The organism is Pseudomonas sp. H1_G08, from assembly GCF_054681355.1.
This window is the reverse complement of sequence record NZ_CP162822.1, coordinates 2,452,202-2,471,151: the sequence shown is the minus strand read 5'-3', so window position 1 is coordinate 2,471,151 and position 18,950 is coordinate 2,452,202. Positions and strand designations below refer to the sequence as shown.

The 18,950-nt window shown below is 60.6% G+C and carries 17 protein-coding genes; 8 read left to right on the top strand and 9 right to left on the bottom strand.

Annotated elements, in window-relative coordinates:
- Positions 1-56 precede the first annotated feature (56 nt).
- The 4 genes from AB4N85_RS11140 to AB4N85_RS11125 all read right to left on the bottom strand — a co-directional run bounded on the left by AB4N85_RS11140 (position 57) and on the right by AB4N85_RS11125 (position 4,110).
- Complete coding sequence (locus tag AB4N85_RS11140; RefSeq protein WP_056789082.1) at positions 57-929, bottom strand: ABC transporter permease subunit; 873 nt, start codon at positions 927-929, stop codon at positions 57-59.
- Positions 926-1,840: an ABC transporter permease subunit gene (locus tag AB4N85_RS11135; protein ID WP_024013334.1), complete on the bottom strand. Its 915-nt coding sequence runs from the start codon at positions 1,838-1,840 to the stop codon at positions 926-928. The genes AB4N85_RS11140 and AB4N85_RS11135 overlap by 4 nt, the downstream gene beginning before the upstream one ends.
- Positions 1,837-2,979 carry a polyamine ABC transporter ATP-binding protein gene (potA, locus tag AB4N85_RS11130; protein ID WP_042609314.1) on the bottom strand — a complete coding sequence of 381 codons (1,143 nt, stop codon included), beginning with the start codon at positions 2,977-2,979 and terminating at the stop codon, positions 1,837-1,839. Before potA ends, AB4N85_RS11135 begins: the two co-directional genes overlap by 4 nt.
- Positions 2,980-3,348: 369 nt before the next feature.
- Entirely contained in the window at positions 3,349-4,110 is a 762-nt protein-coding gene (locus AB4N85_RS11125) for a gamma-glutamyl-gamma-aminobutyrate hydrolase family protein (protein WP_252867825.1), read from the bottom strand.
- A 282-nt stretch (positions 4,111-4,392) separates the two neighbouring features.
- On the opposite strand from AB4N85_RS11125, the gene AB4N85_RS11120 reads away from it, so the two are divergent.
- From AB4N85_RS11120 to AB4N85_RS11100, 5 genes are all read left to right on the top strand, one after another.
- Complete coding sequence (locus tag AB4N85_RS11120) at positions 4,393-5,769, top strand: glutamine synthetase family protein (protein WP_007918694.1); 1,377 nt, start codon at positions 4,393-4,395, stop codon at positions 5,767-5,769.
- 254 nt (positions 5,770-6,023) lie between these two features.
- Positions 6,024-7,514, top strand: coding sequence for an aldehyde dehydrogenase (locus AB4N85_RS11115; RefSeq protein ID WP_041480929.1), 1,491 nt, complete (start codon positions 6,024-6,026; stop codon positions 7,512-7,514).
- Between the two features lie 49 nt (positions 7,515-7,563).
- Positions 7,564-8,847, top strand: a complete 1,284-nt coding sequence (locus AB4N85_RS11110) for an NAD(P)/FAD-dependent oxidoreductase (protein WP_252867824.1) — start codon at positions 7,564-7,566, stop codon at positions 8,845-8,847.
- A 349-nt stretch (positions 8,848-9,196) separates the two neighbouring features.
- On the top strand, positions 9,197-9,745 hold the full coding sequence (locus AB4N85_RS11105; RefSeq protein WP_011333561.1) for a cupin domain-containing protein: 549 nt from the start codon (positions 9,197-9,199) through the stop codon (positions 9,743-9,745).
- Between the two features lie 142 nt (positions 9,746-9,887).
- Entirely contained in the window at positions 9,888-10,172 is a 285-nt protein-coding gene (locus AB4N85_RS11100) for a hypothetical protein (RefSeq protein WP_217849279.1), read from the top strand.
- A gap of 70 nt (positions 10,173-10,242) precedes the next feature.
- Here the strand turns inward: AB4N85_RS11100 and AB4N85_RS11095 are convergent, their stop codons facing one another.
- Complete coding sequence (locus AB4N85_RS11095) at positions 10,243-10,674, bottom strand: hypothetical protein (RefSeq protein WP_252867823.1); 432 nt, start codon at positions 10,672-10,674, stop codon at positions 10,243-10,245.
- A 158-nt stretch (positions 10,675-10,832) separates the two neighbouring features.
- Here AB4N85_RS11095 and AB4N85_RS11090 point away from each other — a divergent pair, with 158 nt between their 5' ends.
- From AB4N85_RS11090 to AB4N85_RS11080, 3 genes are all read left to right on the top strand, one after another.
- Positions 10,833-11,255, top strand: coding sequence for an HD domain-containing protein (locus AB4N85_RS11090; protein WP_252867822.1), 423 nt, complete (start codon positions 10,833-10,835; stop codon positions 11,253-11,255).
- A 147-nt stretch (positions 11,256-11,402) separates the two neighbouring features.
- On the top strand, positions 11,403-12,458 hold the full coding sequence (locus tag AB4N85_RS11085) for an AbrB family transcriptional regulator (RefSeq protein ID WP_252867821.1): 1,056 nt from the start codon (positions 11,403-11,405) through the stop codon (positions 12,456-12,458).
- Between the two features lie 186 nt (positions 12,459-12,644).
- Complete coding sequence (locus AB4N85_RS11080; RefSeq protein ID WP_252867820.1) at positions 12,645-13,430, top strand: DeoR/GlpR family DNA-binding transcription regulator; 786 nt, start codon at positions 12,645-12,647, stop codon at positions 13,428-13,430.
- 112 nt (positions 13,431-13,542) lie between these two features.
- Here AB4N85_RS11080 and AB4N85_RS11075 read toward each other — a convergent pair whose 3' ends face one another.
- The 4 genes from AB4N85_RS11075 to moaA all read right to left on the bottom strand — a co-directional run bounded on the left by AB4N85_RS11075 (position 13,543) and on the right by moaA (position 18,837).
- Positions 13,543-14,826, bottom strand: coding sequence for an NAD(P)/FAD-dependent oxidoreductase (locus tag AB4N85_RS11075; RefSeq protein WP_122881426.1), 1,284 nt, complete (start codon positions 14,824-14,826; stop codon positions 13,543-13,545).
- A gap of 148 nt (positions 14,827-14,974) precedes the next feature.
- Positions 14,975-16,339 carry a glutamine synthetase family protein gene (locus AB4N85_RS11070; RefSeq protein ID WP_252867819.1) on the bottom strand — a complete coding sequence of 455 codons (1,365 nt, stop codon included), beginning with the start codon at positions 16,337-16,339 and terminating at the stop codon, positions 14,975-14,977.
- Positions 16,340-16,913: 574 nt separating this feature from the next.
- A complete protein-coding gene (locus tag AB4N85_RS11065) occupies positions 16,914-17,813 on the bottom strand; it encodes a bestrophin family protein (RefSeq protein WP_252867818.1) in 900 nt (299 codons plus the stop codon).
- A 25-nt stretch (positions 17,814-17,838) separates the two neighbouring features.
- On the bottom strand, positions 17,839-18,837 hold the full coding sequence (gene moaA / locus AB4N85_RS11060; RefSeq protein WP_041480911.1) for a GTP 3',8-cyclase MoaA: 999 nt from the start codon (positions 18,835-18,837) through the stop codon (positions 17,839-17,841).
- Between the last annotated feature and the right edge of the window lie 113 nt (positions 18,838-18,950).

The window sequence follows — 18,950 nt, the reverse complement described above, 5'->3', positions numbered from 1 at the left end:
CGCTTCGCAGCCCAACGGGGATAAATCCCCTCGCCACAGTTGTTAATCGGTGTTGCTCAGGCAGTCGCCGTTGCCGGTTGCTGCCACGACTCGTTCGCGGTCTGATCCATCGCTTCCTGAATCGCCCGTTTGCGGTTGGCCTCTGCCTTGCGGCCGAAATACCAGACCAGGAAAGTCACCAGCGACACCGCCAGCAGAATCAGGCTGGCCACGGCGTTGATCTCGGGTTTCACACCCAGACGCACCGCCGAGAACACTTCCATCGGCAGCGTCGTCGAGCCCGGCCCGGAAACGAAACTCGCCAGCACCAGATCGTCCAGCGACAAGGCAAACGACATCATCCCGCCCGCCGCCAGCGACGGCGCGATCATGGGAATGGTGATGAGGAAAAACACTTTGAATGGTTTGGCGCCGAGGTCCATCGCCGCTTCTTCGATCGACAGATCCAGCTCGCGAAGGCGCGCGGAGACTACCACCGCGACATAGGCTGCACAAAACGTGGTGTGGGCGATCCAGATGGTGACGATGCCGCGCTCCTGCGGCCAGCCGATCAGTTGCGCCATCGCCACGAACAGCAGCAACAGCGACAGACCGGTGATCACTTCCGGCATCACCAACGGCGCGGTCACCAGGCCGCCGAACAGCGTGCGGCCCTTGAAGCGCGTCACCCGCGTCAGCACGAACGCCGCCAGCGTCCCCAGTGCCACAGCGGCAATCGCGGTGTAGCAGGCGATCTCCAGCGAGCGCAGCACCGAGCCCATCAGTTGCGTGTTGTCGAGCAGGCCGACATACCACTTCACTGACCAGCCACCCCACACCGTCACCAGTTTCGAGGCGTTGAACGAGTAGATCACCAGAATCAGCATCGGCAGATAAATGAACATCAAGCCGAAGATCAGCATGAACTTGGAAAAGTTGAAGCGTTTCATCCCCGTGCCTCCATCTCTTTGGCCTGGCTGCGGTTGAACAGCAGAATCGGCACAATCAGGATCAACAGCATCACCACCGCCAGCGCGGAAGCCACCGGCCAGTCGCGGTTATTGAAGAACTCCTGCCACAGCACGCGACCGATCATCAGCGTCTCCGGGCCACCCAGTAGTTCCGGAATCACGAACTCGCCGACCACTGGAATGAACACCAACATGCAGCCCGCGATGATGCCGTTCTTGGCCAGCGGCACGGTGATCTTCCAGAAGTTGTTGAAGTTACTCGAGCCCAGATCCTGCGCGGCTTCCAGCAGGCTGTTGTCGTGCTTGACGAGGTTGGCGTAGAGCGGCAGAACCATGAACGGCAGATAGGCGTAAACCACACCGATATAGACGGCAGTGTTGGTGTTGAGGATCTCGATCGGGTGGTCAGTGAGTCCGGTCCACATCAGAAATCCGTTGAGCAACCCGTTGTTGCTGAGGATGCCCATCCACGCATACACGCGGATCAGGATCGCCGTCCAGGTCGGCATCATGATCAACAGCAGCAGGACGTTTTGCGTTTCCTTGCCGGTCTTGGTGATCGCGTAAGCCATCGGGAAACCGATCACCAGGCACATCAGCGTGCTCAGTGCCGCGACCTTCAGCGAGCCGAGGTACGCCGACAGGTACAGCTCGTCTTCGCCGAGCAGGGTGTAGTTGCCGATGTTCAGCAGCAGCTGGAATTTCTGTTCGGCGAAGGTGTAGATCTCCGAGTACGGCGGGATCGACAGCGCGGCTTCCGAGAAGCTGATCTTCATCACCAGAAAGAACGGCAGCATGAAGAACAGGAACAGCCAGATGAACGGAATGCCGATCACCAGTTTTCGTCCGCTGGGCACCAGGCGCAAGAATTGCTGATTGAAAGTTCTCATGAGCGCAGCACCACGCCGCTGTCGTCTTCCCACCAGACGTAGACTTTGTCGTCCCAGGTCGGCCGCGCGCCACGCCGCTCGGCATTGGCCATGAACGACTGGACGATCTTGCCGCCGGGCAGCTCGACGTAGAACACCGAATGGCCGCCGAGGTAGGCGATGTCGTGGACCTTGCCTTCGGACCAGTTGTAGCGGAACTCCGGTTGGGAGGTGCTGACGAGCATTTTCTCCGGGCGGATGGCGTAGGTGATCGATTTGTCCTGCACCGACGTGCTGACGCCGTGACCGACATAGATCTTCTGCTGCAAGTCGGGGCTGTGAATGATGGCGTGGCCTTCGAGATCTTCCACCACAGTGCCGTCGAAGGCGTTCACGTTGCCGATGAATTCGCAGACCATGCGGCTGACCGGCGCTTCGTAAATGTCCACCGGGCTGCCGATCTGCGCGATCCAGCCCAGGTGCATGATCGCGATGCGCTGGGCCATGGTCATGGCTTCTTCCTGGTCGTGGGTGACCATGACGCAGGTCACGCCGACGCGCTCGATGATCTCCACCAGCTCCAGTTGCATCTGCGAGCGCAGCTTTTTATCCAGCGCGCCCATCGGCTCGTCGAGCAGCAACAGTTTCGGCCGTTTGGCCAACGAGCGGGCGAGGGCCACGCGCTGACGCTGGCCGCCGGACAACTGGTGCGGGCGGCGCTTGGCGTATTGGGTCATGTGCACCAGACGCAGCATTTCTTCGACGCGGGCATCGATTTCGCTGGCAGGCAAACGGTCCTGCTTGAGGCCGAAGGCGATGTTCTGCGCCACGGTCATGTGCGGGAACAGCGCGTAGGACTGGAACATCATGTTGATCGGCCGCTCGTACGGCGGCATGTCGGTGATGTCCACGCCATCGAGCAGAATCCGCCCCTCGGTCGGCCGCTCGAAACCGGCGAGCATGCGCAGCAGAGTCGATTTGCCCGAACCGGAACCGCCCAGCAGCGCGAAGATTTCGCCCTGATGGATCTCCAGGGACACATCGTCCACGGCCACGGTTTCGTCGAACTTCTTGGTGACACGATCGACTTTCACCAACACCTTTTTCGGTTGCTGATGACCTTCGAGTGCCTTGCGGTAAGTGCTGGAGGCGTTTGCCATGTGAAACTCCCAACAGGTGTCGTGTGCCTGGCCAATGTGGCCGGGCTTAAGTGGATTGCGGAGCGGTCCGGAATGCCCGTCAGCTGGCGCAGAACCTGTGGGAGCGAGCCTGCTCGCGAATACGGAGTGTCAGTCGACATCATCGTTTGCTGATACACCGCTTTCGCGAGCAGGCTCGCTCCCACAGGGGATATGCGTTGACCTGAGTAGCCTTTGTCCGTACCGATCCGGCTTGTTCGGCGCCGCCGTCCTGGCTGCCTGGGTCGTACTTGTTGTTATTACGGGTGTCGCTGTTCACGAATGACGGATGTGCGCAGGCACACCCGACGTCCGTGGGGGCAGTAAATCGTTATGGATTCTTGGGTTGAGTCAGCGTTGGTTGCGCTTCGCCGCCCGTTGCCGGCACGCTGCGCCGAACGCCTGGAAAATCTTCAGGTAGTTCGGGTTGTCCAGCACTTGCCATTCCGGGTGCCATTGCACGCCGAGGGCGAAAGTCGGGCTGTGCTCGACCGAGATCGCTTCGATCAAACCGTCCGGTGCCACGGCTTCAGCACGCAGACCGGGGGCGAGGCGGTCGATGCCTTGGCTGTGAATCGAATTGACCTGAAATTCGTCGGGCAGCTCCAGCGCTTCGAACACACCGCCAGCGATCAAACTGACCGCATGGGCCGGTGCGTATTGCACGGCCACATCCGGGCTGTCGGCTTCACGGTGGTCGAGCATGCCGGGCAACTCGTGCACCTTCTGATGCAGGCTGCCGCCGAAGGCCACGTTCATTTCCTGGAAGCCACGGCAGATGCCGAGCACCGGAACGCCCGCCGCGATGGCTGCACGCAATAAAGGAAGGGTGGTGGCGTCACGGGCCGGATCGTGATCCGTGCCGGGCGCACTGGCCGCGCCTTGATAGTGGAAGGGCTCCACGTTCGAGGGTGAGCCGGTGAGCAACAGACCGTCGAGTTGACCGAGCAGGTCTTCGATCTCAGTCAGATTGCCGAGGGAAGGGATGACCACTGGCAACCCTTGAGCGCCAACGCTGACAGCACGTAGGTACTTGTCGCCGCTGATGTGATAGGGGTGCAGGCCAATCTGTTTGACGCACGCAGTAACGCCGATCAATGGCTTGAATGCCATTTTTATTCACCTCGAAGTCTGTCACTTGAACGAGCTTTTCCGGAGCTTAGCCTCGTTGATTTTAATTAACAACTGCCATGTAAAAAATTCTAAACGCCGTTCATCAAATCGCTCAGGTTTACCGGGGTTTTCCGGCGGATATGGCACGAGAGTGTTAAGAAAAGCCCGAAAAATAAAGGCTGCAGGGCAGGGTGTTCGCTATTGACTTCACTTTGCCTTTCGGATTGACTGGCTGCGCAACACGGTGGTGAACATAATAATTAACAGCTAAATAGGTGCATCATGTCGGTCCCTCTGCGTACCGTTCAACTCAACGAAGCCAACGCATTCCTTAAGAAATATCCTGAGGTTTTGTACGTCGACCTTCTGATTGCGGATATGAACGGTGTGGTGCGCGGCAAGCGCATCGAACGCACCAGTCTTCATAAGGTGTACGAAAAAGGCATCAACCTGCCGGCGTCGCTCTTTGCGCTGGACATCAACGGCTCGACGGTGGAAAGCACCGGCCTGGGCCTGGATATCGGCGATGCCGATCGCATCTGCTACCCGATCCCCGGCACCCTGAGCATCGAGCCGTGGCAAAAACGCCCGACCGCTCAACTGCTGATGACCATGCACGAGATCGAAGGTCAGCCGTTCTTCGCCGACCCGCGTGAAGTACTGGCCAACGTTGTGCGCAAATTCGACGACCTCGGCCTGACCATCTGCGCGGCGTTCGAACTCGAGTTCTACCTGATCGACCAGGACAACGTGAATGGCCGTCCGCAATCGCCACGTTCACCGGTATCCGGTAAGCGTCCGGTGTCGACCCAGGTTTACCTGATCGACGATCTCGACGAATACGTCGATTGCCTGCAAGACATCCTTGAAGGCGCGAAAGAGCAGGGCATTCCCGCTGATGCGATCGTCAAGGAAAGCGCCCCGGCGCAGTTCGAAGTCAACCTGCATCACGTCTCCGACCCGATCAAGGCGTGCGATTACGCGGTCCTGCTCAAGCGTCTGGTGAAGAACATCGCCTACGACCACGAGATGGACACGACTTTCATGGCCAAGCCTTATCCGGGCCAGGCCGGCAATGGTTTGCACGTGCACATTTCGATTCTGGACAAAGAAGGCAACAACATCTTCGCCAGCGAGGATCCCGAGCAGAACGCCGCACTGCGTCACGCGATCGGCGGTGTGCTCGAGACCCTGCCGGCGCAAATGGCGTTCCTCTGCCCGAACGTCAACTCGTATCGCCGTTTCGGCGCACAGTTCTATGTGCCGAACTCGCCGAGCTGGGGCATCGACAACCGCACCGTGGCCGTGCGCGTGCCGACCGGTTCAGCGGACGCCGTGCGCATCGAACACCGCGTCGCCGGTGCCGATGCCAACCCGTACCTGCTGATGGCGTCGGTGCTGGCCGGCATCCACCACGGCCTGACCAACCAGATCGAGCCCGGCGCGCCGGTCGAAGGTAATAGCTACGAGCAGAACGAGCAGAGCCTGCCGAACAACCTGCGCGACGCCTTGCGCGAACTCGACGACAGCGAAGTCATGGCGCGCTACATCGACCCGATGTACATCGACGTATTCGTCGCGTGCAAGGAAAGCGAGCTGGCCGAGTTCGAGAACTCGATTTCTGACCTTGAGTACAACTGGTATCTGCATACGGTCTGAAGATCAAAAGCCCCTCACCCTAACCCTCTCCCGGAGGGAGAGGGGACTGACCGCGTCGTCTGGAGATATCCGGCGACCTGAACGATCCAGTCGATGATGGATTCGGCAAAGATTTTTCAGGTCGGCGCAGTTACCAGGCATCCCCCGATCGGTCCCCTCTCCCTCTGGGAGAGGGCTAGGGTGAGGGCAGCGATTCCCGGCCAGACAAAGCAACCAGACCAACCCCCAAATTCCCCCTTGTCGAGCTCAAAACAATGACCACAACCCGCAACGACTGGGAACAACGCTTCCAGTCTCTGTCCATCGAATCCCGCGCCTTCATTAACGGTGAATATCGCCCGGCAATCAGTGGCGACACCTTCGAATGCCTGAGCCCGGTCGACGGCCGCTTTCTTGCCGCCGTCGCCAGCACCGATGAAGCCGACGCCAACCTGGCCGTCGAAGCCGCGCGCCAGTCGTTCAACTCCGGCATCTGGGCGAAAAAAGCCCCGGCCGAGCGCAAGCGCGTCCTGATCCGCTTCGCCGATCTGATCCTGCAACACCAGGAAGAACTGGCACTGCTGGAAACCCTCGACATGGGCAAACCGATCAGCGATTCGATGAGCATCGACATCCCGGCGACCGCCAACGCGATCCGCTGGAGCGCCGAGGCCATCGACAAGATCTACGACGAAGTCGCCGCCACGCCGCACGACCAACTTGGCCTCGTCACCCGTGAGCCCTCGGGTGTGGTCGCCGCCATCGTGCCATGGAATTTTCCGCTGATCATGGCCAGCTGGAAGTTCGCCCCGGCGCTGGCGGCGGGTAATTCGTTCATCCTCAAGCCTTCGGAAAAATCACCGCTGACCGCTATCCGCATCGCGCAACTGGCGCTGGAGGCGGGTATTCCGAAGGGCGTGTTCAACGTGCTGCCGGGCTACGGCCACACCGTCGGCAAGGCGCTGGCGTTGCACATGGACGTCGACGTGCTGGCCTTCACCGGCTCCACGGCGATCGCCAAGCAGCTGATGATCTATGCCGGCCAGAGCAACATGAAACGCGTCTGGCTCGAGGCCGGCGGCAAGAGCCCGAACGTGGTGTTCGCCGACGCACCGGACCTGCGCGCGGCAGCCCAGGCAGCAGCCAGTGCCATCGCCTTCAACCAGGGCGAAGTCTGCACTGCCGGCTCGCGTCTGCTGGTCGAGCGCTCGATTCGCGAGCAGTTCATTCCGCTGCTGGTGGAAGCGCTGCAAGCGTGGAAACCGGGGCACGCGCTTGATCCGGCGACCACCGTCGGCGCCGTGGTCGACCAGCGTCAACTGGACAACGTGCTGCGCTACATCAGCATCGGCCGCGAGCAGGGCGCCGAGTTGATTGCCGGCGGCCAACGCACCCTCGAAGAAACCGGCGGCCTCTACGTGCAGCCAGCGATTTTCGACGGCGTGACCAATGCGATGACTATCGCCCAAGAAGAAATCTTCGGCCCGGTGCTGTCGCTGATCACCTTCGACACTGCCGAAGAAGCCCTGCAGATCGCCAACGACAGCATCTTCGGCCTCGCCGCCGGGGTGTGGACCAGCAACCTGAGCAAGGCGCACACCTTCGCCCGCGGCCTGCGCGCCGGCAGCGTCTGGGTCAACCAGTACGACGGCGGCGACATGACTGCGCCATTCGGTGGCTTCAAACAATCGGGCAACGGTCGCGACAAATCGCTGCACGCGTTCGACAAGTACACCGAACTGAAAGCGACCTGGATCAAGCTCTGACTCTTTTACAGCGGCGGCCGCCCCTGATTGGCGGCCCTCGGAGAAACCTATGAAACAGCAACACGTAAACAGCTACTACGCCGCCACCCGCAACGAAGTCATCGACTTCCCGGTTCTCGAAGAAGCGCTGGACTGCGACGTCTGCATCATCGGCGCCGGCTACACGGGCCTGTCCTCGGCACTGTTCCTCAGCGAGGCCGGCTACAAAGTCACGGTGCTGGAAGCGGCGAAAGTCGGCTACGGCGCCAGCGGGCGCAACGGCGGGCAACTGGTCAATTCCTATAGCCGCGACGTCGATGTCATCGAAGAGCGTTACGGTGACAAGACCGCAGAAATCCTTGGCAGCATGATCTTCGAAGGCGCCGACATCATCCGTTCGCGCATCAAGGATTACGACATCAAGTGCGACTACCGCCCGGGCGGTATTTTCGCGGCGATGAACAAGAAACAACTCAATGGCCTGGCAGAGCAGAAACGCAATTGGGAACGCTACGGCAACCGCAATCTGAAGATGCTGGATGCAGCGGACATTCGTCGCGAAGTCGGCTCCGACGCTTACGTTGGCGGCTTGCTGGACATGCAGGGTGGCCACGTTCATCCATTGAATCTGGCGCTAGGGGAGGCCGCCGCCATCGTGCGTTTGGGCGGCAAAATCTACGAGCAATCGGCGGCGGTGGAAATCACCTACGGCGAGCCGATCAGCGTGCGCACCGCCAAAGGTCTGGTCCGCGCCAAATATTTGCTAATCGCCGGCAACGCTTATCTGCCGCAAGGCCTCGACAATCGCGTCACCGCGAAAAGCATGCCGTGTGGTTCGCAGATCGTCGTCACCGAACCGCTGACCGAGCAGCAGGCGCGCAGCCTGATCACCAGCAACTATTGCGTCGAAGACTGCAACTACCTGCTGGATTACTACCGCCTCACCGCTGACAACCGCCTGCTTTACGGTGGTGGTGTGGTGTATGGCGCGCGGGAGCCGGACGATATCGAACAACTGATCCGGCCGAAGATCCTCAAGACCTTCCCGCAGCTCAAGGACGTGAAGATCGACTACCGCTGGACCGGCAACTTCCTGCTGACCATGTCGCGCATGCCGCAATTCGGCCGCATCGAAAAGAATGCCTACTACATGCAGGGCTACAGCGGCCACGGCGTCACCTGCTCGCACCTGGCCGGCAAACTGATCTCGGAAATGATCCGCGGCGACGCCGAACGCTTCAACGCCTTTGCCTCCTTGCCGCACATGCCGATGCTCGGCGGTCGCACGTTCTCCGCACCGCTTACCGCGCTTGGCGCCGTCTACTACTCCCTGCGCGACCGTTTCGGCGTCTGACTTACCTCCCGGCGGCGGTCCGAAAGACCCCGCCGGTTTTTCCCTACACAGCACACAAAACCTGTGGGAGCTGGCTTGCCAGCGATTGCGGTCTTTCAGCAAAAGGGATGTTGAATGTGCCATCCAATCGCTGGCAAGCCAGCTCCCACAAGTTTTTTATTTGTCCGCAATAATCGCCAGCCAGCTCATTTCGATCACCATCCATCGAACCTGCTGAGCAACGCCGGCAAACGTGATTTAATAGCCGCCTTTCACGGTTCCGGGACACGGGAGCAACGTGATCCGCGCGACCTGCGCGTCACCCGCCACCCACCCCCATTACCCTTAAGTACCTCAACATAAGGCTGTCATGGATACGGGTTCTCGACTCAAACTAGTACGCGAAAGCTACAAACTCTCCCAGCGCGAGCTCGCCCGGCGTAGCGGCGTGACCAACGCGACCATCTCGCTGATCGAACAGAACCGCGTCAGCCCCTCCGTCAGCTCGCTGAAAAAGCTGCTCGAAGGCATACCGATGTCCCTGGCCGACTTCTTCACCTTCGACCAGCCCCCGCGCGAACACCAATACGTGTTCCGCGCCAACGAACAACCCGACCTCGGCCGCCACGGCCTGCGCCTGCTGCTCATCGGCGCCTCCGTCCCTAGCCGGCAGATGCGCCTGCTCCGCGAACAATATGCCCCCGGCGCCAGCTCCGGCGAAGAACCGATCGTGCATGCCGAAGGCGAAGAGTGCGGACTGGTCACGCGCGGCACGGTAGAACTGACCGTGGACGGGCAGGTGAGTGTGTTGAGTGCGGGGGATGGTTATTACTTTCCGACGACGTTGCCGCATAAGTTTCGCAATATCGGCGCGGATGAGGCTGAGATTATCAGTGCGAATACGCCGGCGAATTTCTGATCGGATAACGCATATTGTTTGTTGACCCGGCATCTTTTAGGGGGTGTCGGGTTGTTTGTTCCTGCCATTCGTCACCCCTTCCGCATTTTCCCCGCGCACGCGCTTCCAATGCATAACTCACCCCCGCAGAGGAACCGCCGACATGCATAAATCCAGTCTCGCAGCATTCACCTTGGCCACGCTGTTATCCGCCACTTCGCTCTATGCAACAGCCGCCAGCGATACCCCGGCACCCACCGCTAACGACGGCAATAGCCAAACCAATCCGAGTGCGCCGGAAGACATTCATTCCAATGGCGCCACCGTGCCCAAAGGCACGCAGGGCAACACCACCAACAATGACGGCTCTACACCTTCGGGTTCCAAGCCCAGTGGTTCGAAGCAATCGAACGACAGCGGCACGAGCAGCGGTGCAGGTGAAGGTTGAAGCTGTTTGCAGATGCAGCAAGCCCGGCATCAAGCCGGGCTCTCTGTCAGGCAATCCTCGATAACCGAGACTATTTAGCCTTCCAGTTCCCGCCACTGTTTTCGCAATCAATCTTCGCCTGCGCCAAGTGCTCACCGTTGTAGTAATACGTGGTGACTTTGGCGTTGTCGGGCATGTTCAGCGGTTTGGCGCTTTTGTCTTTGCTGGTCGAGTGCGGGTTGGCGAGGGATTCCTGGGTGAGGCGGGCGGTGCAGGTGGCCTGGTAGTGGTCATCGCAGCGATCGACTTTTTTCTTGGTGGCGTTGAGGGTGTCCTTGCTTTCGTTGCTGCAGGACCAGTTGATGGAGTCCACGGGCATGCCTTCGTACTCGTAGCAGCTGTGGGTTTCCACCGCTGGCACCGAGGCGCTGGAGGAGCGGGTCTGCACGTCGCAGCCTTCGGCCATGACACAGGTGGGGATGATGGCAAACGTGGCGATCAGGAGCAGCAGTCGGGTTTTCATCGGCAATTCCTCTCCAATGGCGCCGCGTCTGATCGGTGATTTGGCGCTTGTCTGGTTTCGAGGTGGCGAGGGCGGGCAAGGTTCAATCGGTTTGCGCTGAGCGATCTTCGCGTACACTGCGCAACAATCAGAAACATACAGCGCAGGATTCGATTCCCATGGCCCAAACCCTCGAACGCGCTATCGCCATTGCCGCCACGGCCCACACCGGGCAGGTGGACAAGGGCGGGGCGCCGTACATTCTGCATCCGCTGAAAGTCATGTTGCGCATGAATACGCTGGAAGAACGCATCGTCGCTGTGCTGCACGATGTGGTCGAGGATTGTGGGGTGAGTCTGGATGATTTGCGCGGGGAAGGATTCAGCGAAGAGGTGCTGGCGGCGATTGCGGCGGTGACCAAAGTGTCCGGTGAGTCCTACGAGGATTTTGTCGACCGCGCCGCGCAAAACCCGATCGGCCGGGTGGTGAAGCTGGCGGATCTGGAAGAGAACAGCGATATCTCGCGGATCGCCTCGCCGAGTTGGGAGGATCTGGAGCGGATCGAGAAATATCGGCGGGCGATTGCACGCTTGCGTATGTAAGACGTATTGGATTCTTGTGGGAGCGAGCCTGCTCGCGAAGGCGATAGATCAGTTATTTATCTGTGACTGGCAGGACGCTTTCGCGAGCAGGCTCGCTCCCACAAGTGGAATGGTGGTGTGTCAGATAAATAGCCAGGAAGGCGAACCATGAAATCCATTGTGTGCTTGTTGATTGCGGCTGGTTTTGGCGCGTTGTTGCAGTTTGAAGGCGTACCCCACGGCTTGCTGCTGGGCTCGATTGTCGTTACCGCGTTGTTTGCCAGCAAAACCGGCATCGCCCCGGCAACTCCTTATGGCTTGGGCTACATCCAGGTCACGCTGGGCATCGCCACCGGGCTGATGTTCGAAGCATGGGACAGCGAAACGGCGACGACGATGCTGCCCAGCCTTGGCGTGTTGCTGATCTGCCTGACCGTACAAATTGCACTCGCCGGATGGTGGCTGACACGCGGTGCCGGATGGAATCGCACCAATGCACTGCTGGCGGTGTATCCCGGCGCATTGGCCGCAGTGTTCGATTTGCTTGAGTCGGAAAAGGCTTCGAGCAAAGTCATCATCGTGCATCTGATGCGGCTGCTGTTGATCACCGTACTGGTGAGTTTGCTCATTCCCGGGCAAGCAGCGGTGGCTGAAGTGGCCAGCGATCCGTTGACCACAGGCATGGCGCTGACCGCGTGCTCAGTCATCGCTTTGAGCGTATTGCTCGGCCGCCTGTTGTTGCTGGTCGGCGTCCCGGCACCATTCATGCTTACCGCGATTCTCATAACCGCTGTATTTGTGAAGTCGGGATGGCTGCACGGTTTTCACATGCCGGAGTGGAGCCTGAACCTGGCCGCACTGATTCTCGGCGTGCGCATCGGCTCACGTTTTCAGGGACTCGGCATCGCAGAGCTGGCGCGGCATGGGCGCACGGCGTTGGTCTCGGTGGGTTTGATGATCGTCGTTGCAGCGGTGTTTGCCGAGGTGGCTGCGCGCTGGCTGGGCGGTGATCCGCTGTCCCTTTGGCTGGCGTACATGCCGGGCGCGATCGAGACGATTGCGATTGTCGCGTTTGGCGGCGGGCTGAATGTGGTGTTTATCCTGACGCATCATCTGAGCCGGATGGTGCTGCTGCATTTTGCCCCGGCGTTGTTGGTGCAGGTCAGGCGTGGCCCAAGGCAATCGCGAACGACACGACGATCATGCAGGCGAAGGCGAAATTGAGATTCATGGGCTGTTCATCCTGAGCTTTTGAGAGTGGGGCCATTGTGAACAGGCGCAACGCAAAGAAAAAATTCGCCGTGTTGATTCCAATGATCGAAAGCATTGATAGCCGCTGCGTTTGTATTTGCCCGAGACTTTCGCTAGTGTCGCTGAAACCTGCAACTACAAGCACAAACAGGCACAACCATGCACGATCACTCCATCGCTGAATTGCCGTCCCTGCGTCGGCAGAAAATCCTTTTGCTTCTCGAACGTGACGGCAAGGTCATGGCTTCCGAGCTGAGCCAGCATTTCGCGGTGTCCGAAGATACTATCCGCCGCGACCTTGCCGAACTGGACAACGCCGGGCTGGTGCAGCGCGTGCATGGCGGGGCGTTGCCGCGACCGAAGGACTCGGGCAAGGATTACTTCACGCGTCTGGATGAGACCGACGAGGTCAAGGTGCGCCTGGCGCAATTGGCGGCGCAGCACATCGAGGACGGGCAGATTGTGCTGTTCGATTCCGGCTCGACCACCTTGCAGGTGGCGCGCGCGCTACCCGCCAACATCCGCATCACCGCCGTGACCGCTTCCCCACTGACGGCGATTGCCTTGTCCGAATATAAAGGTGTGAAAGTGATTCTGGCGGGTGGTGAATTGAATCCGCATTCGATGTCGGCCAGTGGTCAGGAAGCGCTGCGACTGTTGGCCGGAATCAAGGCGGATCTGGCGATTACCGGGGTGTGTGCGATTCATCCCGAGGTCGGGATTACCTCGCTGCATTTCGATGAAGTGCCGATCAAACAGGCGATGCTAGACAGTGCAGCGCGGGTGATTGCAGTGACTACGGCAGACAAGCTGGGTGCGGTGGAGCCGTTTGTGGTCGCGCCGTGCACGCGCCTGCATAGGTTGATTACCGAGCGGCATCCCGGGTCGGGGAATGTCGAGGATTATCGGCGGTTGGGGATTGTGGTGGAGCAGTTGCCGGATTGAATTTTGTGTGGGGTTTGAGGGCCTCTTCGCGAGCAGGCTCGCTCCCACAGGGTGTTGTGTCGTGCACAAATCCAATGTGGGAGCGAGCCTGCTCGCGATAGGGCCAGTGAATTCAGCGCAACCGCTCGAGCATCTGGTAATACCACATCCCCGCCGCCAGCAACGGATTGCCTAGCAGGTCGCCCATTGGCACGCGGATGTGCTGGCACGCGGCGAAGGTGTCGAACTGTTCCATCTGCCCGGTGATCGCCCGGCTCATGATCTCGCCCATGATGTGCGTGGTGGCGATGCCGTGTCCCGAGTAGCCCTGGCAATACCAGACGTTGTCAGAGAGCTTGCCCAGTTGCGGGATGCGGTTGATGACGATGCCCATCGCGCAGCTCCACTGGTAATCAATCGCCACACCTTTTAGCGCCGGGAACGTGCGTTCGATACACGGGCGCAGTTCCGCAGCGATGTCGCGCGAATCCTTGCCGCTGTAGTTGGCGCCGCCGCCGAACAGCAAACGGCCGTCGGCGGTGAGCCGGTAGTAATCGAGGACGAAGCGGCAGTCGTACACGGCGAGGTCTTCGGGGTTGATCTGTTGCGCCAGATCACCGAGCGGCGCAGTGGTGACGATGCCGCCCATGGCCGGGAAGATCTTGCCCTTGAGCTGGCCCGGTTCGAGCTTGTGATAGACGTCACCGGCGAGCATCACCTGATTGGCGTCGATCTGACCGTGAGCGGTGCGCACGCCAGGTGTGTCGCCGTGAATGATCTCCAGCACTTCACTGTTTTCGAAGATCAGCGCGCCCAGGCTTTCGGCTGCGCGTGCTTCGCCAATGCACAGGTTAAGCGGGTGCAGATGCATGTTGCGGGTGTTCTTGATTGCGCCGTGGTAGAGCTCGCTTTGCAGCAGGTCGCGAACCTGGCTGCGGTCGAGCAGGCTCACCTCATCGCCCAGACCTCGGCGCACGGCTTCGTCGTAATCCTTGCGCAGATCGACCATGTGGCTCGGCTTGTACGCCGCGTGCAAATGGCCGTGTTTGAGGTCGCACTGGATCGCATATTTCTCGACGCGCTCGCGGATGATTTCATGCCCGCGCCAGCGCAGGTGCCAGATGAAATCGTCCACGTCATCGCCCAGTTTCGCGCGCATCTGTTTGCGCATCGCACCGTCGCCGGACAGGCTGCCGGTGACTTGCCCGCCATTGCGCCCGGTGGCGCCCCAGCCGATCTTGTGGCTTTCGACGATGGCGACTTTCAGGCCTTTTTCCGCCAGCTCGACGGCAGTGGCGACGCCAGTGAAACCGCCGCCGATGATCACCACATCGACTTTGTGCCGGCCTTGCAGGGTCGGGTAATCGGTGTCGTGGTTGAGGGTGGCGGTGTAGTAGGAATTGCAGCGAATGGTCATGTCAGGGTCCACACAAATTTTGAAATCGAAGTGCAATTCCTGTGGGAGCTGGCTTGCCAGCGATAGCGAACTGTCAGTCACCGTCGATGGTGAATGTGCCGGCCTCATCGCTGGCAAGCCAGCTCCCACAGGGTTTGGTGGTAAGGAATCAGGCTTCGGTCAGGTACCACCGCCAATCCTGCTCACCCACTTCAGCCATGAACTGCCGATACTCGGCACGCTTCACCGCCAGATACACACCAAGAAATTCCTGCCCCAATGCCTCTCGTGCCCACGTGGAATTTTCCAGCGCCTGCAACGACGTCAGCCAATCGGTCGGCAGCAGTTCTTTCGCCTGGGCATAACCATTGCCCTCGACCGGTGCCCCCGGATCCAGCTCTTCACGAATGCCACGATGAATGCCGGCGAGGATCGCCGCCGCTGCCAGATACGGGTTGGCGTCGGCGCCGCAGATGCGGTGTTCGATGTGTCGCGTAGGGGCCGGGCCACCGGGTACGCGCAGGCTGACCGTGCGGTTGTCGACGCCCCAGGTCGGCGCCAGTGGCGCATAGCTGTTGGCCTGGAAACGCCGGTAAGAGTTGGCGTTGGGGCAGAACAGCAGCAGCGAATCAAGCAGCGAGGCGAGCATGCCGCCGATCGCCGTGCGCAACAGCGGCGTGCCGGCCGGGTCTTCAGAGGCGAACAGATTACGCCCCTCGGCATCGGCGAGGCTGACGTGCATGTGCATGCCGGTGCCGGCCAGATCATCGAACGGCTTGGCCATGAACGTCGCCTGCATGCCGTGCTTGTGCGCTACGCCTTTGACCAGACGTTTGTAGCGTACCGCCTGATCCATCGCCTCCAGTGCGTCGCCATGTTCGAGGGTGATTTCGACCTGACCCGGCGCGTATTCGGAGATCGCCGTGCGCGCCGGAATGCCGTGCAGTTTGCACGCGCTGTAGAGGTCGGCGAGGAACGGCTCGATCTGTTCCAGCTCGCGCAAACCGTAGACTTGCGTGTGTCGCGGTCGCCCGCCGTCGGCGTCCAGCGCCGGTTGCGGGCGGCCGTTGTGGTCGCGTTTGGCATCGAGCAGATAGAACTCCAGCTCGCAGGCCATGATCGGGTGGAAACCCTCGGCCTTCAGTCCGTCGATCACCTTGATCAGCAGGTGCCGAGGGTCAGCGATGCTCGCCGGCAGGCCCTCGCTCGGGTGCATGCTGACCTGTACGGCGGCGGTCGGAATCTGTCGCCACGGCAGGCGCACCAGACTGCCTTGCAGCGGATAGGCGCGGCAGTCGATGTCGCCCACATCCCAGACCAGTCCGGAGTTCTCGACGTCCTCGCCTTGTACGGTCAGGCCAAGGATGGTGCTCGGTAGCGGTCGGCCGCTTTCGTACACGGCGAGCAGTTCTTCGCGATGCAACAGCTTGCCGCGCGGCACGCCGTTGGCGTCGAGGATGAACAATTCGATCATGTCGATATCGGGGTTCTGTTCGAGGAACAGGCGTGCGTCTTCGATGGCTGCGAATTTCATGGCAAATCACTCACGATGGCGCCGCACAGGCGCGCAGATTCGGCCGGACACGACGCGACAAAAAGGCGTAAGTGTCCCGGCAGGGATATCAGGAAAATCGGGAAATTGACTGTCGCGGTTTCAGCTCACGCGATCAGACGGGAGCGGCGATATCCGGCGGGCGTGCGGAGTGACGCAGCTTGGAGCGGCGCAGGGCCATGGGCAGATTGACGATGCGGTTCATACGCGGCCCCTGTTGCAGAGGGCGCGTACAGCAGAGACGTGCAACCTTTGGGGTTGTTGTGGTGACGTACTCATAACGCGTGTTTCCGTTGGCGGAAAGCGTCGGCGGCTGGGCAGGCCCGGCGACCGGTGTGCCCGGATAGTAAGGGGGAATTTACGCGCGTGTAAACGGAAGATTCGTCGGTGGGGCTTTCCGGCGTTTGGTCTGATTGACCGAGTTGCCTTTTTCGCGAGCAGGCTCGCTCCCACAGGAGAATGCATTTCAACTGTGGGAGCGAGCCTGCTCGCGAATGGCCGCACCTCGGTCCCGAGCGGACGCGCCGGGCCATCTCGTTGTTTGCCGCTGAGCCATTCAGCGCAGCACGTAGTCGTCCGGCTCCGGCGCGGGGGGCAATGGCGAGACGCCCAGTTCGTACAACACATCGCGCTCCAGGGTGCGCACCAGTGCATCGGTCGGCAGATCGTTTTCATCGCGCCCGAACGGATCTTCGAGTTCATCGGCAATCGCGTCAAAGCCGAAAAAGGTGTAGCTGACAATTGCCGTGAACAGCGGCGTCAACCATCCCAGCGATTGCGCCATGGCGAAGGGCAGCAGCAAGCAAAACAGGTAGATGGTGCGGTGCAGCAGCAGGGTGTAAGGGAAGGGCAGTGGCGTGTTCTTGATCCGGTCGCACACGGCCTGGGCCTGGCTCAGACAGGTCAGGTGATTGGCCAGCAATTGATAACGCCATGGCGACAGCACACCGGCCGTTTCCAGCGCTGAGCACTGGCGCCCGAGCTGATGAAGGATCTGTCCGCAGTGATCCGGCGCAGCCCCATCGATCGGTGGGCTGACCCAGTCGGCACTGGCCTGCTCCTCGCTGTCTCCACGCAGCCTTGCATTCAGCGCGTGGGCGAAACCGCACAGGTTGCGCAACAGTTGTCCACGCAGGCGCGTGTCATCGATGCCTTGGGTTTCGCGCATCACCGCGCGCACCCGCAACAGCACCTCGCCCCAGGCCTTGCGCCCCTCGTACCATCGGTCGTAACAAGCGTTGTTGCGAAAGCTCAGGAAAATCGACAGCGACAGGCCGAGCAGGGTGAACGGTGTCGAATTGATCTGGGCGAAGTAGCTCGGCACCAGTAGTTCGATCAGCACAATCGCCGCCGCCAGCAGTGTCAGCATCAAGGTGCGCACGGCGATGCGTTTGGCGATCGAGCCTCGGAGGGTGAACAGCACGGCGAACTGATTGGGTCTCGGTCTGACGATCATCTCGCGGTCCCGGTTGCGCGGCGTTTCAACCGCCGGTCATGTTCATGAAACGCACCACTTGTACGTCGTCGTTGACTTCGAAATTGTGTCGATACGGCTTGAGTTTCATCGCCTCGATGATCGCGTTTTCCAGGCGTTCCGGGTGGCCGGGATGGGCGCGCAAGACGGCTTTGAGGTCCATCGAATGCTCGTTGCCCAGACACAGCAGCAAGCGACCTTCGACGGTCAGGCGCACGCGGTTGCAGGTACCGCAGAAGTTGTGGCTGTGCGGCGAAATGAAGCCCAGGCGAATGTTCGGCGCCTCGGCCACGCGCCAGTAGCGCGACGGCCCTTGCGTCGATTCGGTCGAGTCGATCAGGGTGAAGCGTTCGGCAATGCGTTCGCGCACTTGCGCGCTGGAGTAGAAGGACTCGGCGCGGCTGTGTTCGGCGATCGCGCCCAGCGGCATCTCTTCGATGAAGGAAATATCCAGATCACGCTCGATGGCGAAACTGACCAGATCGTTGATCTCGTGATCGTTGCGGCCCTGCATCACCACGCAATTGAGTTTGGTGCGGGTGAAACCGGCGGCACGGGCGGCATCGATGCCGTCGATGACCTGCGCCAGATCGCCGGTACGGGTCAGCTCTTTGAAGCGCTGCGGATCGAGGCTGTCGAGGCTGATGTTGAGGCGCTTGACCCCGGCGTCGAACAGCGGCCTGGCCAGTCGGCCCAATTGCGAGCCGTTGGTGGTCAGGCACAGCTCGCGCAGGCCGGGCAGGGCGGCGATCTGTTCGCAGAGTTGCACGACGCCGGGGCGGATCAGCGGCTCGCCACCCGTGAGGCGGATCTTGCGCGTGCCGAGGGCGACGAAACTTTGCGCCACCTGGAACAGCTCTTCGAGGGTGAGGATCTGCTGGCGCGGCAGGAACTGCATGTCCTCGGCCATGCAATAGACGCAGCGAAAATCGCAGCGGTCGGTCACCGACAGACGCAGATAATCCACGCGGCGGTTGTGACCATCGATCAATTCACGCTGTGTCATGGGCTCGCCTCGTGGATGTGGAGCGCCGTCAGCGGGCGCAGATCGCGCAGGGTAGGCTGCGCTCGCCACGCCGTCCAATCACTCTGGCTGACCGAGTGATTGACGGCGTCGAT